This is a genomic window from Bradyrhizobium sp. CSA207, assembly GCF_029051685.1.
Taxonomy (GTDB): Bacteria; Pseudomonadota; Alphaproteobacteria; order Rhizobiales; family Xanthobacteraceae; genus Bradyrhizobium.
The window spans coordinates 87,574-100,363 of sequence record NZ_JAACFT010000020.1; the positions used below are offsets into that span (position 1 = coordinate 87,574).

Annotated in this window: 11 protein-coding genes; 8 read left to right on the forward strand and 3 right to left on the reverse strand. The window is 62.0% G+C overall.

Annotation, left to right across the window (positions count from 1 at the left end; all coding sequences use genetic code 11):
- Positions 1-6: 6 nt before the first annotated feature.
- Positions 7-909 carry a GNAT family N-acetyltransferase gene (locus GWG65_RS22930; RefSeq protein ID WP_275197840.1) on the reverse strand — a complete coding sequence of 301 codons (903 nt, stop codon included), beginning with the start codon at positions 907-909 and terminating at the stop codon, positions 7-9.
- Positions 910-1,129: 220 nt separating this feature from the next.
- On the opposite strand from GWG65_RS22930, the gene GWG65_RS22935 reads away from it, so the two are divergent.
- From GWG65_RS22935 to GWG65_RS22955, 5 genes are all read left to right on the forward strand, one after another.
- The gene (locus tag GWG65_RS22935) at positions 1,130-2,053 is read left to right on the forward strand and encodes a glyoxylate/hydroxypyruvate reductase A (protein WP_275197841.1); all 924 of its coding nucleotides are present in this window, start codon (positions 1,130-1,132) and stop codon (positions 2,051-2,053) included.
- 67 nt (positions 2,054-2,120) lie between these two features.
- Positions 2,121-2,411 (forward strand): cupin domain-containing protein, encoded by a 291-nt coding sequence (locus GWG65_RS22940; protein ID WP_275197913.1) that lies wholly within the window; start codon positions 2,121-2,123, stop codon positions 2,409-2,411.
- Positions 2,411-3,886: an aldehyde dehydrogenase family protein gene (locus GWG65_RS22945; protein WP_275197842.1), complete on the forward strand. Its 1,476-nt coding sequence runs from the start codon at positions 2,411-2,413 to the stop codon at positions 3,884-3,886. The genes GWG65_RS22940 and GWG65_RS22945 overlap by 1 nt, the downstream gene beginning before the upstream one ends.
- Positions 3,883-4,926, forward strand: coding sequence for a tartrate dehydrogenase (locus GWG65_RS22950; protein WP_275197843.1), 1,044 nt, complete (start codon positions 3,883-3,885; stop codon positions 4,924-4,926). Before GWG65_RS22945 ends, GWG65_RS22950 begins: the two co-directional genes overlap by 4 nt.
- A gap of 17 nt (positions 4,927-4,943) precedes the next feature.
- Positions 4,944-6,401, forward strand: coding sequence for an NAD-dependent succinate-semialdehyde dehydrogenase (locus GWG65_RS22955; RefSeq protein WP_275197844.1), 1,458 nt, complete (start codon positions 4,944-4,946; stop codon positions 6,399-6,401).
- Between the two features lie 113 nt (positions 6,402-6,514).
- Here the strand turns inward: GWG65_RS22955 and GWG65_RS22960 are convergent, their stop codons facing one another.
- Positions 6,515-7,789: an FAD-binding oxidoreductase gene (locus tag GWG65_RS22960; protein ID WP_275197845.1), complete on the reverse strand. Its 1,275-nt coding sequence runs from the start codon at positions 7,787-7,789 to the stop codon at positions 6,515-6,517.
- Between the two features lie 16 nt (positions 7,790-7,805).
- A complete protein-coding gene (locus GWG65_RS22965; protein ID WP_275197846.1) occupies positions 7,806-8,474 on the reverse strand; it encodes a haloacid dehalogenase type II in 669 nt (222 codons plus the stop codon).
- A gap of 175 nt (positions 8,475-8,649) precedes the next feature.
- Here GWG65_RS22965 and GWG65_RS22970 point away from each other — a divergent pair, with 175 nt between their 5' ends.
- The 3 genes from GWG65_RS22970 (at position 8,650) to GWG65_RS22980 (ending at position 12,762) form a co-directional block, all read left to right on the forward strand.
- Positions 8,650-9,492, forward strand: coding sequence for a GNAT family N-acetyltransferase (locus GWG65_RS22970; RefSeq protein ID WP_275197847.1), 843 nt, complete (start codon positions 8,650-8,652; stop codon positions 9,490-9,492).
- A gap of 12 nt (positions 9,493-9,504) precedes the next feature.
- Complete coding sequence (locus GWG65_RS22975) at positions 9,505-10,884, forward strand: aspartate aminotransferase family protein (protein WP_275197848.1); 1,380 nt, start codon at positions 9,505-9,507, stop codon at positions 10,882-10,884.
- Positions 10,885-11,157: 273 nt separating this feature from the next.
- Positions 11,158-12,762: an ABC transporter substrate-binding protein gene (locus GWG65_RS22980; RefSeq protein WP_275197849.1), complete on the forward strand. Its 1,605-nt coding sequence runs from the start codon at positions 11,158-11,160 to the stop codon at positions 12,760-12,762.
- Positions 12,763-12,790 lie beyond the last annotated feature (28 nt).

A 12,790-nucleotide genomic window follows, 5' to 3' on the forward strand; every position in this document is an offset into this window, starting at 1 on the left:
GCGACTTTAGCCAAGCGCTTGGCTTGCAAGCGCGTAAGTTACGGGTTGCCTTCCAGAGCGGACATTCGGATCCCGAAACTCGCCCCCGAGCGACATCGTCGTAACGCTGTCGAAAAATGCAAGGCCTGAGCTAGCCAAAAAAGAGCAGAACTCGCCATCGGCGAGGTGCGTGTCGAGCCTCAGAAACTCTCCTTCATGGGCGGCGACATGCGGCGCAATTACCACGATCGCGTCCTTGTCGTGGGAGGCGACCACCGGTCCCACGACATGCCCGCGCCCGAACGGGCGACAGAGCGCGAAGGCCTCGAGACGACCACGCCGATAGAGCCCGAACCCCACGGATTGCGGAAGGAGAGCAGCAAGCAGCGCGAGGCGCGATGCCCCGAACGCTTGCGCATCGAGTTTGGCGATGGCCGCCAGATCCCTCTCGCCCAGGCGACGCAGCTCGGCTCCTTCGGGAGGGCGCGTCAGCTCGCCGGAGTGTTCCGCCTCGCCTTGACGCTGGAACACCGTTCGCTCGTTACGAAAGCCCAGCGAGAGATAGAGCTTGCGCGCTGCGCGCGTGGCATTGAGGCGGAGACTGCGTCCCTTGCACGCGGACAGAACATGCTTCATCAGCCACCGGGCCGTGCCGCGCGTCTGAACGCGGGGTGACGTGATGACCATGCCGACAGTGGCAAAATCCGGCCCGTAGGGAAACCACATGGCCGACCCCAGCAATCGTCCAATTTCATCGTGAACCGCGATCCCGTGACCCATGTCACGCAGAAACTGCCAGTCCTCGGGCCGGTGCGGCCAGCCGACACCGATCGACAGGGTGTAAAGCTGTTCGAGCCCGACCGCATCGATGTCGATCGCGCGCGCATCAAAGGCATCGATCGTAAGTGAACTGGCCGTACGGGGTTTCATGTCTCCCTCTGATCGGACCTGACATCGACCGAATCCGCCACTCCGGGCTCCGGTCACGCTCAGCATAAACCGAGCCTCGCCGCAGATTACATTTCAGAATTGCCGTCCAACGAAACAATCCACCAAATCGCGATCGCATTCGGCACCGGATCGACGCTCGGTCCGATAACATAGTTCAACCCGGCAAGCTCGCCGTTCTCAGTGCGATCGAACTCGAAAAATGACATTTCTCTTCAATTCCGACGCACAGCGCGGGGCCGTTTTTCGTGAAGCCTTCGCTCGCAAACTCCCGCACCTGCGCTTTGCGATCGGTCCGGCCACCGTCGATCCCGGCGACGTGCGCTATATCATCAGTTGGACCGTACCGGAGGCTCTCGAACGCTATCGCAACCTTGAGATCCTGTTTTCAGTCGGGGCCGGCATCGATCAATTTCCGCTCAAGGTGATCCCGCCCGAGGTGAAGGTGGTCCGGATGGTGGAGGATGGCATCATCCGGATGATGCAGGAGTATGTCACCCTCGCGGTGCTTGCGCTCCACCGCAACCTTCCTGCCTATGTTGATTTGCAGCGGCAACGCGAGTGGCGGGCATTGCCCCAGAAGCAGGCTGCCGAGCGCCGGGTCGGGCTGCTCGGGCTTGGCGTGCTCGGCCGCGCCGTGCTGGAAAGCCTGAAGCCCTTCGGCTTTCGCTTGAGCGGCTGGAGTCGATCGGACAAGGTGATCGACGGCGTTACAACCTATTGCGGGCAAGCCGGTCTCGGCCAAATACTCGCTGAAACCGACATCCTCGTCTGTCTGCTGCCGCTCACCAAGGCCACGCACGGGATTCTGAATCGCGAGCTCTTTGCGCAGTTGCCGAGAGGCGCAGCCCTCGTCCATGCAGGTCGCGGCGGCCAGCTCGATCACCTCGCACTTCTGGCTGCTCTGGATGCCGGCGAGCTCGCCGGCGCCGTCATCGATGTCACCGAACCGGAGCCGCTGCCTGCCGATCATGCCTTCTGGGCTCATCCGAAACTGCTGCTGACCCCGCATGTGGCAAGCGCAACCCAGGCGGACACCGCCGCGCGCGCGGTCATCGACAACATCAAGCGATATGAAGCGGGCCTCGATCTCAATGGGCTCGTGGATCGGACACGCGGTTACTGAGGAGCCCAAATTGCTGCTAAAACTGATCGATCCCAACCCGAGCTTCACCCCGAAAGAATCCGGCCCGATGCCGGATCGGCTCATTGCCGGCACGCCCCACTACAAGACCTGGGCGCAAGACGTCGCCAAAGGTGAACTCGTGCATACCGGCGTATGGGAAGCGACGCCGGGCGAAACACGCTCCATCAAGGGAGAGACCTTCGAGTTCTGTCACATCCTCGCCGGCACGATCGAGATCACACCGGATGGCGGCCAACCGCTCACGTTCAGGGCTGGCGACAGCTTCGTCATGAAGCCCGGATTTACGGGCGTGTGGAAGACCATCGAGACCGTCCACAAGATCTACGTCACGGTATAATGAGCCTGAGCTTCGATCCCGATCAGATTTCGCTGCCGATCGGCCACTTCATCGGCGATCGGCTGCTGGAGACTTCCGGCCTGCTTGCGCTGCACCGGCCTTCGGATGGCTCGTTCTACGCCGAATGTCCCGTCGCCCCGGAGGAGATCGTGGACGAGGCGGTTCAAACCGCCAGGAAGGCTCTGAAGACAAGTAACTGGGGAGGCGTGCGGCCGCGCGAACGAGCCAATGTCCTTAAGCGCTGGGCCGATCTCATAGAGCGCGAAGCCGACACGCTCGCAAAAATCGAGGCGGTTTCATCCACCCGCCCGGTCGGTCAGCTCGTTGCGGGAGACATCGCGATCACCGCGGAGCAAATCCGCTTCTTCGCCGAATTCGCCGATAAGGAGGGCGGCGACCTGGTGCCCACCGACGACGAGCATCTCGGCATGATCATGACCGAGCCCTACGGCGTCGTCGGCGCCATCACGCCCTGGAATTTTCCGGTATCCATGGCAGGCTGGAAGCTTGGGCCGGCGCTTGCTGCGGGCAATGCCGTCGTGCTGAAGCCGTCCGAATTGACGCCATTCTCCTCCGTCTTTCTGGCTCAATTGGCGGTCAAGGCCGGCCTGCCTCCCGGACTCATCAACGTCGTGCTCGGAGACGGACCGACGACCGGCACCGCCATTACCGGGCATCCCGATGTGGCCAAGGTGAGCTTCACCGGATCGACCGGCGCGGGAGCTGCGATCATGGCCAACATCGCGCGTACCGGCATCAAGCCAATGACACTCGAACTCGGCGGCAAGAGCCCACAGATCGTGTTTGCGGACGCCGATCTCGATCAGGCTGCCGCGGCGATTGCCGGCGGCATCCTCGCCAATGCAGGTCAAGCTTGTGTCGCCGGAGCGCGGCTGATAGCGCACGCCTTCGTGGGCGAACCGCTCGTTGAGGCCATCCTCGCTCGCATGAAAGCCGTTCGCGCGGGTCCGACCTGGGATGCCGCAACCACCTACTCGCCGATCATTTCCGAGAGACAGCGCACGCGGATTCACACGATCGTGCGAGCAGCCTGTGCGAGAGGCGCCGAGTGCCTGGCGGGCGGCGAGCCGATGGAAGGCAAAGGCTATTTCTATGCACCGACGCTTCTTGCAAAGGTGGATCAATCTTCTCCTGCCATCAGCGAAGAGATCTTCGGGCCGGTGCTGACGCTTCAGACATTCACCACCGAGGAAGAAGCCTTAAGATTTGCCGACCACCCGACCTACGGTCTTGCCGCCGGACTTTTCACCCGCGATGTCTCACGCGTGATGCGGATCACGCGCGCGCTCCCCGCGGGCACGATGTGGGTCAACCGCTATGGTCGATCGCGTGATCACATCCTGCCGACCGGAGGCTACAAACGCTCCGGCATCGGCAAGGATCTCGGTCGAGAGGCATATCACGCCAACCGCCGCTCGAAGAGCGTGCTAATCCATGTCGAGGGGCTTTCATGAAGACATACGCTATCGCACTCATTCCCGGCGACGGCATTGGACCCGACGTGACAGAAGCCGCATGGGCCGTGATCGAGGCCGCCGGCAAGGGTTCAGGCTTTGCGCTCAATGGCACGAGATTTCCCTGGTCCTGCGCCTTCCATAAAGAAACAGGCGCGATGATGCCTGCTGACGGCATCAAGACGCTGGAGAAATTCGACGCCATCCTGCTCGGCGCAGTCGGCTGGCCGGCGGAGGTGCCCGATGCCCTGTCGCTGCACGGTCTCCTGCTGCCGATTCGCAAGGGGTTTACGCAGTACGCCAATGTTCGGCCGCACCGCCTGCTCCCGGGCATCGACGGCCCATTGAAGAGAACCGAGTTCGACATCCTTTGCATCCGCGAGAACACCGAGGGCGAATATTCGGGCGCCGGTGGACGCGTGCATCAGGGCACCTCCGATGAAGTGGCGGTCGAGACCGCTGTGTTTACGCGCACCGGCGTGGAACGGATTTTGCGATTCGGATTCGATCAGGCGCGCAAGCGACGCGGAAAGCTCGTTTCGGTTACCAAGTCGAATGCCCAAAAACACTCGATGGTCTTCTGGGACGAGGTGACACAACTTGTTGCCACCGACTATCCGGATGTCGAAACCACGAGCTACCACGTGGATGCGCTCGCCGCCCGGATGGTCATGGCGCCGGAGAGCCTCGATGTCGTCGTCGCCTCCAACCTCTTTGGTGACATCCTGACGGATCTCGGCGCCGCTATCCAGGGCGGACTCGGCTTTGCGGCCTCCGCCAACGTCAATCCCGACCGCAGCGCTCCTTCGATGTTCGAACCCGTTCACGGCTCAGCGCCCGATATCGCCCATCTCGGCATTGCCAACCCGATCGCGGCCATCTGGTCCGGCGCGATGATGCTCGAGCATCTTGGCGAGGCCGATGCCGCAGCACGCGTCATGGCAGCGCTGGAGGCCACGACGTCCCGTGGCATCGGTACGATTCCAGGCAAAGAGCGCACCGGGGCAATCACCGCAGCCGTGCTTTCCCATCTTTCCTAACCGACAAGGATCAACAGATGCAGAACCTCAATGACAAAGGGCTCTTCCGCCAGCAGGGGCTGATCGGTGGCCAGTGGCTGGGGGCACTTTCGGGAGCAACGATCGATGTGATCGATCCGGCGACCCAGGACATTCTCGGCACCGTACCGAATATGGGGCGGGACGACACGCGCGCCGCTATTGCCGCTGCCGCCAAGGCTTACACCACCTGGCGTGCGAAGACCAACGCCGAGCGCGCAATGCTTCTGGAAGCCTGGCATGGACTCATGATCGCGCATCTTGACGACTTGGCACGCATTCTGACGCTCGAACAGGGCAAGCCGTTGGAGGAGTCCAAGGGGGAGATCCGTTACGGGGCCTCCTTCGTCAAATGGTTCGCGGAGGAAGCCCGGCGTATCGGCGGCACGACGATCCCCTCGCCAACGCCCGACCGGCGCATCGTAGTTCTCAAGGAGCCGGTGGGCGTGTGCGCAATCATCACGCCCTGGAATTTCCCGAATGCCATGATCACACGCAAGGTGGCGCCCGCGCTCGCGGCGGGGTGCACGGTTGTGATCAAACCGTCCGACTTCACGCCCCATTCGGCTCTCGCTCTCGCGGTTCTGGCCGAGCGCGCCGGTATTCCCGCGGGCGTGATCAATGTCGTCACCGGCCTGCCGACCGAGATCGGCGCGGAGATTATTGCCAACGAAACCGTGCGCAAGATCTCGTTCACGGGCTCGACTCGCGTCGGCTCGCTGCTCATGCGCGGTGCCGCGGATAGCGTCAAGCGCGTGAGCCTCGAACTCGGCGGAAATGCCCCCTTCATCGTATTCGACGATGCTGATCTCGACCTCGCGGTCGAGGGAGCGATCATGTCGAAGTTCCGCAATGGCGGCCAGACCTGCGTTTGCGCCAATCGGATCCTCGTGCAGGCCGGCGTCTATGATGCGTTCGCGAACAAGCTTGTCGTCCGCGTCGAGAGAATGAAGGTGGGACCAGGCCTCGAGCCGGGTGTGGCGATCGGACCGATGATCAACGAGGCGGCGATCAGCAAGATCAACCGCCATGTCGCCGACGCACTGTCCAAGGGCGCCCGTCTCGCCGCCCAGCCGGTGAGGCTGCCCAAAGGGCCGCAATTTACCGCACCGATCGTCCTGACGGAGGCGACCACCGAGATGGTGCTGGCGCACGAAGAAACATTTGGTCCAGTCGCGCCGCTCTTCCGTTTCGAGACCGACGAGCAGGCGATTGCCATCGCAAATGCGACGCCGTTCGGACTTGCCGCCTATTTCTATACCAGAGACCTGAAGCGCTCCTGGCGCGTCGCAGAGGCGCTCGAGGCCGGCATGATCGGCCTCAACACCGGCATGGTATCGACGGAGGTGGCTCCATTCGGCGGCATCAAACAATCCGGCTTGGGGCGCGAAGGAGCGCAGGTCGGCATCGAGGAATACCTCGAAATGAAGACCTTCCATATCGGTGGGTTGGGCTAAGCAGGGGGGCGCATGCCTGCGCTCTCTCGCGCGTCCAGGCAGCCGCTCAAGACAGATCGGCGCGCAATGCTCCGCGCTCCCGCCTCAGGAGAGCGCGCGATCGTCCGTTCGGACTACTGAACGCGATCGAGCGCCTTGTAATACATTCCCACCAGCGGCAGGAACCACGGTTTGCCGAAATGGCCGGGCACCGCGGGCCAGTCGAGGCCCTTCATCGGGTTCTGATCTTCGCGTCCGAGCATCGCGTCGGCGATGGTCATTCCGAGATGAGTGGAGAGCTGCGCACCGTGGCCGGAATAGCCCATCGCATACCACAGCCCGTCCTGATAGCCGGCGCGTGGATAGCGATCACTGGTCATGTCGACGAGCCCGCCCCAGCAATAGTCGATCGGTATGCCGGCGAGTTGCGGAAACGTTCGGGTGAGACTGTCGACCAGCACGGCGCCGCTCTTTGCGTCGGAACGCTGATCGGACGTCGCCGAGAAGCGCGCACGTCCGCCGAAGATCAGGCGATTATCGGGTGCCAGCCGAAAATAATTGCCGACGTTCATCGAAGTGACACAAGTGCGGTTGCCTGGCATGGTGGCGGCGATTTCGGCCGTGTCCAGCGGCCGGGTCGCGATGATGAAGCTGCCGACGGTGACGATGCGGCGACGGAAGTAGCGAAAATTCGGTGTGGTGTACGCGCCTGTCGCCAGTAGTACCTGATCGGCAGTGATGCTGCCACGGGGCGTCGCCAAGCGATGGCGCGAACCTTCCCGCGCCTGCGCAATGACCGGTGCTTTCTCGAAGATGGTCGCACCGCGACGTTTGGCCGCCTCGGCCAATCCGACGCCGTAGCGCCCCATATGCATCATGGCGCTCTTCTTCGAGAGCATCGCGCCAAAGAAGGGAGAGCCGATTTCCGAGCTTAGATCCTGAGCGGACAGCAACGCGGTCTCCGGATCAACCTCGCGATGGACCGCTTCGAAATTGAGCGCCATGGCATCGAAGTGCTTGGGTTTGGACGCGAGCTTGAGCTTCCCCGCCCGGCGGAAATTGCAGTCGATGCCCTCCTCCGCGATCAGCGCCTCGAGCGTGTCGATTGAGGCATCGAGCGCGCGGTAAAGCGCGATGGCTCGCTCCTTTCCCAATTCCGCCTTGGCGGAAAGATAACTATGAGCCAGACCGTTGTTGAGATGTCCGCCGTTCCGGCCCGATGCTCCGCTATTCACCCGGTCCGCTTCGAGAACGACGACTCTTGCTCCCGCTTTCGCGAGCTGGCGCGCAGCCCCCAAGCCGGTGAAGCCGCCACCGATCACCGCGACGTCATAGAGCCCCTCGACGGATCCAGTATCCCCGCCGCCGAAGCTTGGTGCGGTATCGTGCCAGTAGGAAACGTATTTCACCGCAGATCCCGACCGCTCAGAGCCCGAACACGCTTGGCAAGCCCCCGATATCCTTGATCTCAACGTAGCCGTAGTAGGGGTTGGCGGGCTCGTGCCCCCGGTTGACCCATACCTTGTTCTTGATACCGAGGTCATGAGCCGTCATCAGGTCGTAGCGAAAGGACGAGGAGCAGTGCACCACGTCTTCCGGCCCGCAGCCCAGCGTATCGAACATGAATTCAAAGCCCTTCATGCGAGGCTTATAGGATCGAGCCTGTTCAGCCGTGAGTGCGGCATGAAAAGGCGCCCCAAGCTTCGCCACGTTGGAAGGCAGTTGCGCATTCATGGCGTTCGAGAGGATGACGAGCGGAATCTCCTTGGCGACCTTGGCAAGGCCGACAGGAACGTCCGGATGCGGCCCCCAGCTCGGCACGCGATCATACACCATCTGCGCATGCTCGGCCTTGAAGGCGACGCTATTGCGCTTGCAGGCCCGCTCCAGCGCATTGTGGATCACGTCGGCATAGGGTTTCCAGTCGCCGAGAATCTCGTCGAGCCGATACGCCGCGAAATCCCGGACGAGTGCGGCCATCTGCGGTTCGGGTAGACGGGCGCGATACAGATCCTGCGCCGCTTCTGCCATCTGGAAGTTCGTCAGCGTGCCGTAGCAATCGAAGGTCACGTATTTCGGGCGAAACTGGCTCATCATCTTTGTCCTGGTGCACTCGCGGGATGTCGGTGCCGCAACACTAGAACAGCCACGCGGCATAAGATGCGGCTTTTCCGTCGGCTGCGGTGGAAGATATCGTTGGCGCGGCGGCCTTCGGACGATCTGCACATCGCCAAAATACGAGACTGGTGCCGGATAGGAAAACGACTCGATGACCCGGAGCACCTTATCGCTCACCGCCTTCCGCCCCGAGCATCTCGAAGGGGCCCTGCGTCTTTCACGTCAAGCCAAGTGGCCGCATCGCATCGAGGACTGGCAACTGGCACTCGAGCTGAGTACGGGATTCGTCGCGCTGGACGCGAATGCCTCAACCGTGCTCGGGACGATTCTGATGACGCCCTACAAGCGAGATGTCGCAACCATCAACATGGTCATCGTCGATGAAGCCGCCCGCGAGCGCGGATTGGGCCGCCAGCTCATGGAGGCAGTCATCGCGCTGGCGGGACCGCGGACGCTGAGGCTCGTTGCAACTGGCGAGGGTCTTCCGCTCTATCAGAAGCTCGGCTTTAGCCAGACCGGAACGATCGTCCAGCATCAGGGACCAGCCTCGCATGTCACCGCGCCTATCAATGTCCGGCCGGCAGAGCCGCGCGATATCTCCGAGATCATCGATCTCGACAGAAGCGCGTACGGTGCAAACCGGGAAGATCTGCTCCGTGCTGTTGCGAAGGTCGGCTGCCTCGCGGTCGTTGGTAATGACCAAGAGATCACTGGATTTGCGGCGCTACGCGACTTCGGCAGAGGCGAGGTGATCGGTCCCGTCGTGGCCGCGAACGCCGACGATGGGAAAGCTCTGCTTGCCTATTTCATGGCTGGGCGGGAAGGACGGTTCGTTCGCGTGGATACCGCCGAGGCACCTCAATTGGGGGCCTGGCTCACCGACAAGGGCCTCGCCCGGGTGGACGAGAGCATTGCCATGCAGCGCCCTGCCGTTGCGCGATCCAGTCGCGCGCCATTCACCACATTCGCCCTCGCCAGCCAGGCTTTCGGATAAGCGGAGACCTTGATGCTCAGCAACTCGCTCATCGAGCTCGATCGGGCTCATCTCGTCCACCCGGTCGCATCCTATCGGGGCCATGAGACCTCCGGCGTCAGGGTACTGAAATCGGCTAGGGGAGCGACCGTGACGGACGCGTCCGGACATCAACTCGTCGACGGGTTTGCCGGGCTCTGGTGCGTCAATGCTGGCTATGGTCACGAGAGCATCGTTGCGGCCGCTGCCAGGCAGATGCAGGAGCTTCCCTATGCAACGGGCTACTTCAGCCTCGGCTCGGAGCCGGCGATCCGGCTGGCGGCGGAGTTGGCGCAGCGAGCGCCCGGCGACCTGAACCATGTCTACTTTACGCTCGGCGGTTCTGACGCAGTCGACAGCACAATCCGCTTCATCCGCTACTACTGGCACGCCCGCCGCGAGCCGCAGCGTGAGCATTTCATCACCGTCGAACAGGGATATCATGGATCTTCGACCGTCGGCGCCGGGCTGACAGCCCTGCCCGCCTTCCATGCCGGGTTCGGCGTGCCACTCAGCTGGCAGCACAGGATCCCCTCGCACTATGTCTATCGCAATCCGGCCGGAGAGGACGGTGACACCATCATCGCCGCCTCGCTGGCCGCGCTCGATGCGAAAATCGAGGAGATCGGCGGCCCGCAACGCGTCGCCGCGTTCTATGCCGAGCCGATCCAAGGCTCAGGCGGTGTGCTCGTGCCGCCCAAGGGCTGGATGAAGGCGATGCGCGCGCGGTGCAAGGCTTACGGCATCCTCTTCGTGGCGGACGAGGTCATTACCGGGTTCGGCAGGACCGGACCGCTTTTTGCGTGCAGCGAGGACGAAATCGTCCCTGACCTCATGACCGTCGCCAAGGGATTGACCTCTGGATACGTGCCAATGGGTGCGGTCTTCCTGTCGGATCATGTCTACGACACGATCGCCGATGCGGCGGGCTCAAGCGCTGTCGGCCACGGTTATACCTACTCCGCACATCCCGTCAGCGCCGCCGTAGCCCTGGAAGTGCTGCGCCTCTACGAAAACGGCCTGCTTGCGAATGGCGCGGAGGCGGGTGCACGTCTGATGGCTGGTCTTCAATCGCTCAGGGATCATCCCCTCGTCGGGGACGTACGCGGCCGTGGCATGCTCGCCGCTATCGAACTCGTCACCGACAAGCAGCGCAAGACGCAGCTTCCCGCCGCGGCCGAACCAGCAAAGCGCATCTTCGATCGCGCCTGGAAAAACGGCCTCGTCATCCGCGCTTTCCCAACGGGCGTGTTGGGCTATGCTCCACCGCTCTGCTGCTCCGAGGCCGATATCGATGCTATCATCGAGCGCACAGCAAGGACGCTCGACGACACGCTGGCCGATGCCGAAGTTCGCGCCGCATTGCAACATTAATGGGCAAGCACGACGAGCTGGCTGGACGCAGGTTTGAAATACTAGAAAACAAGCTATCTTCGCAATTTTCTGCCGTTGCCCACGGTTTTTACGGACGCAGCCGCCGAACTATCCTGCGAGACTTCGATCGCGGGAAAGAATGCAATCCTGAGGGGCGCCGCGTCACGGTCGTTTTGACAAGACCGTGCCGGCATCCACCACAATGGCGCGACAGAACAATCTGTCGCTCACCGCAGCATGAGCCATAGTCTTAGCCAGCGACGAGGGATTGACATGAGCGACACGACGAACTGGTCTTGTTCAGACAACGCCACGATCGAGAGCGCTATCCGGCGCGGGGCTTCGCGCCGCGACCTCCTGAAGTTGATGCTCGCCAACGGCATGGCCCTGGCGGCCGCCAACGCGGTCTTCGGCCGCGCGTCGCAAGCGGTGGCCGCGACACCCGTGAAAGGCGGCGCCCTGAAAGCGGCGGCCTGGTCGTCCTCGACCGCCGACACGCTTGACCCTGCCAAAGCGTCGCTCTCGACCGATTACGTGCGCTGCTGCTCCTTCTACAACCGCCTGACATTTCTCGATCAGGCCGGCGTGCCCCAGATGGAGCTCGCCGAGTCGATCGAGAGCGGCGACGCCAAGACCTGGACGATCAAGCTGAAGAAGGGCGTGACCTTTCACAATGGCAAGGATCTCAGTGCCGACGACGTCATCTTTTCGCTGAAGCGTCATCTCGACAAGGCTACCGGATCGAAGGTCGCAGCGATCGCTTCCCAAATGGCGGACTTCAAGGCTATCGACAAGAATACTGTCGAGGTGACGCTGGCGAGCCCCAACGCGGATCTGCCGACGATCCTGTCGATGCATCACTTCATGATCGTGGCCGACGGCACGACTGATTTCTCCACGGGTAACGGGACCGGCGCCTTCAAGTGCAAGCAATTCAGCCCCGGCGAGCGCTCGATTGGCGTGCGAAATCCCAACTACTTCAAGAGCGGTCCGAATGTTGATTCATTCGAGTTTTTCGCCATTCCGGATGAAAACGCTCGTATCAACGCGTTGCTGTCCGGGGATATTCATCTCGCGGCCGCGATCAACCCGCGATCGGTGCGCCTCCTCGAAGGCCAGAATGGTTTCGCACTGTCCACGACCACGTCGGGTACCTACACCGACCTGAACATGCGGATGGACATGGTGCCCGGCAACAACCGGGATTTCGTGGAGGGCATGAAATACGTCGTCAACCGCGAGCAGATCGTCAAATCGGCACTGCGCGGCTTCGGCGTCATTGGCAATGATCAACCGGTGTCGCCCGCCAACTTCTTCTACAACAAGACTCTTAAGCCCAAATCATTCGACCTCGACAAGGCCAAATTCCATTTCCAGAAAGCGGGCGTTCTCGGTCAGACCATTGAGGTCATCACCTCCGAAGCGGCCGGTTCGGCGATCGACATGGCCATGATCGTCCAGGCATCGGCCGCCCAAATCGGCATGAAGCTCGACGTGAAGCGCGTGCCTTCTGACGGCTACTGGAGCAATTACTGGCTGAAGGCGCCGGTCCATTTCGGCAACCTCAATCCGCGTCCGACGCCGGACATCCTGTTCTCACTGCTCTACAAGTCTGACGCACCATGGAACGAGAGCCGGTTCAACTCGGAAAAGTTCGACAAGATGCTGCTCGAGGCTCGCGGTTCGCTTGATCAAGCCAAGCGCCGCGAGATCTACAACGAGATGCAGGTCCTGGTGTCGGAAGAAGCGGGCACCATCATTCCGGCCTACATCTCCAATGTGGACGCCATCACAGCCAAGCTGAAGGGACTGGAGCCCAACCCGCTCGGCGGTATGATGGGTTACGCTTTCGCCGAATACGTCTGGCTTACCGCCTGACCGGCGCATAGCGACATCCCTTCTCTGG

What these genes read in the sequence shown, in the direction of transcription:
- GWG65_RS22930 (WP_275197840.1), bottom strand. Translation starts at nt 909, where the DNA reads ATGAAACCCCGTACGGCCAGTTCACTTACGATCGATGCCTTTGATGCG.
- GWG65_RS22935 (WP_275197841.1), top strand. Translation starts at nt 1,130, where the DNA reads ATGACATTTCTCTTCAATTCCGACGCACAGCGCGGGGCCGTTTTTCGT.
- GWG65_RS22940 (WP_275197913.1), top strand. Translation starts at nt 2,121, where the DNA reads ATGCCGGATCGGCTCATTGCCGGCACGCCCCACTACAAGACCTGGGCG.
- GWG65_RS22945 (WP_275197842.1), top strand. Translation starts at nt 2,411, where the DNA reads ATGAGCCTGAGCTTCGATCCCGATCAGATTTCGCTGCCGATCGGCCAC.
- GWG65_RS22950 (WP_275197843.1), top strand. Translation starts at nt 3,883, where the DNA reads ATGAAGACATACGCTATCGCACTCATTCCCGGCGACGGCATTGGACCC.
- GWG65_RS22955 (WP_275197844.1), top strand. Translation starts at nt 4,944, where the DNA reads ATGCAGAACCTCAATGACAAAGGGCTCTTCCGCCAGCAGGGGCTGATC.
- GWG65_RS22965 (WP_275197846.1), bottom strand. Translation starts at nt 8,474, where the DNA reads ATGAGCCAGTTTCGCCCGAAATACGTGACCTTCGATTGCTACGGCACG.
- GWG65_RS22970 (WP_275197847.1), top strand. Translation starts at nt 8,650, where the DNA reads ATGACCCGGAGCACCTTATCGCTCACCGCCTTCCGCCCCGAGCATCTC.
- GWG65_RS22975 (WP_275197848.1), top strand. Translation starts at nt 9,505, where the DNA reads ATGCTCAGCAACTCGCTCATCGAGCTCGATCGGGCTCATCTCGTCCAC.
- GWG65_RS22980 (WP_275197849.1), top strand. Translation starts at nt 11,158, where the DNA reads ATGAGCGACACGACGAACTGGTCTTGTTCAGACAACGCCACGATCGAG.